At 62.7% G+C, this 1757-nt stretch carries 3 protein-coding genes; 2 read left to right on the top strand and 1 reads right to left on the bottom strand.

The window, feature by feature from the left end; all coding sequences use genetic code 11:
- Positions 1-361 precede the first annotated feature (361 nt).
- Both E1267_RS43605 and E1267_RS43600 read left to right on the top strand, forming a co-directional pair.
- On the top strand, positions 362-577 hold the full coding sequence (locus E1267_RS43605; protein WP_132342152.1) for a hypothetical protein: 216 nt from the start codon (positions 362-364) through the stop codon (positions 575-577).
- Positions 578-684: 107 nt separating this feature from the next.
- Positions 685-1383, top strand: coding sequence for a restriction endonuclease (locus tag E1267_RS43600; RefSeq protein WP_220449965.1), 699 nt, complete (start codon positions 685-687; stop codon positions 1381-1383).
- Positions 1384-1536: 153 nt separating this feature from the next.
- Here the strand turns inward: E1267_RS43600 and E1267_RS43595 are convergent.
- Positions 1537-1757, bottom strand: a 221-nt coding sequence (locus tag E1267_RS43595) for a hypothetical protein (RefSeq protein ID WP_220449871.1), incomplete at its 5' end; no start/stop codon positions are given.

Raw genomic sequence — 1757 nt, 5'->3', positions numbered from 1 at the left:
CCGCCGCCCACCGAGCGTCTCGGGCAGGTCGCGGTGCCACCCGCCCGCAATGAACAGGACGAACAGGCACAAACCTTCACCAGCCGAAACTGATCAGGAGGGACGGCCACCTCGTGAGTCATCGAGGCCAAGGCAACCGCCGGCTGAGCCCACCGCAAGAGGGGTACATCGCGAAGCAGCCGCGCTAAAAAGCAGAGCCACGCCAGAAATCCCTCTCATGCAAACCTTTTCTGGTGATATTCAGCTTTCCTGATGGCTACAACGGAATGGCTTTCGCGATACACAAACATTGGCAGCATTTTGTCGGAGCCGCCTGTTTACATGGCTCTCACACGTTCAAGCACAGTGCTGGAGGAAAGCCATGGCTGATCGGTATTACCGTCGCGGTCATTGGGTGAATAAGCCCCGCCGCAAATCCAAGAAGGGCGCAGGTTGGCTGATGCTGGCCGTCGCGGCCGGCGTGGCCTGGTTCGCGGTGCAGGGCGTCAAGGCCGAGCCATCGGCGCCAGTTCAGCCCGCTTCCACAGCGCCGATCGCTCCCGCCGATGCCGCACCACCCGAGGCTACGACTCCGTGATCAGCAAGACATGGGACTGGTTGCGGTCACGCGTTCGTCCACGGTGGCCTGCCACCCTGGGTGAATGGGCAGCGGCAGCTGCGGCTGGAGTGTTCACCGCTCTTCTCTTGATCGAGGCCCTGAGGGCTCTGATCGAGTTGGTGTTCGCCCACTGGTATTCGACCGCGATGGCGATTCTGGTTCCTGCCGGCTTCATAGTGGCGCGGTGGCGCGGGAGGGCGATCATGCAACGTCGCCGCGCGGAACGCCTCGCTCATCTGCGGCTCGACCTGGCCATGGACATCGACAGGTTTGACCCTACGGCTTTCGAGTACGCGGTCCGTGATCTCATGATCCGCGACGGTTTCGACGCTGAGCGAGTGGGTGGAGCAGGTGACAGGGCAGCTGACGTGATCGGTCGCGGCGCGGATGGCCGGGTGATCGTGGTGCAGTGCAAACACACCCGCACCAAGGCGAAAGTCGGTGCCGAAGTCATCTACCAGGTGAATGGCACCGCTGAACACGCTCATGGCGCGGATGACGCCATCGTGGTGACCAACGGATCATTCACCAGCAGTGCCATGAGCTACGCCGCAAAGGCGGGCATTCACCTGATGGACCGTGACGGTTTACGTGCATGGGCTCAAGAGGGCGTAGCACTTCATGAACTACTCAGAATGCGGTTGAGCGGTGGGCGATGGCGCAGGCAACCCGGGCGGCTTCGCCGACACCGACGTCGAGGAGCAGGGGTGACCGGAGCAGCGAGTTCGAGAATTCGGCATGAGCGCCGTTCAAGCGGAATCGACGAACACCGGCCAAACGTGTAGCGTCCGCCACTCGACCGAGCCAACGGCAGCCCCCGGTGCCAACTGACCACCACGCAGAAAGGACAAGCTGCCCGTCGAGTCGCCTCGTTAGACGGCGGCGATACGGTGCCGCTCTAGATGCAACGCCGTTCAGTTAGGGCTGGGGTAGCGGCGTCAAGAGCTGGCCGGAAGCATGTTGATGCTGATGGTGGCTTTGTAGGTGGTCCGGTCGATGGCGGGTCCGCGGGCGTTGTATTTGGAGATCGCGCGTTTGACGATGCGGTCTTTGGTGCGGACTCGCCGGGCGGGCAGGAGATGGGCCAGGACGTGACGGCCGATGGTGCCGATCAGGTCGATGTCGATGTCGGTGCTGGTGATGATGCCTGCGGCCAGGA

Source organism: Nonomuraea longispora (assembly GCF_004348345.1).
Taxonomy (GTDB): Bacteria; Actinomycetota; Actinomycetes; order Streptosporangiales; family Streptosporangiaceae; genus Nonomuraea; species Nonomuraea longispora.
Note: the sequence above shows the minus strand (reverse complement) of the source record. Positions and strands in the feature narration are given on the sequence as shown.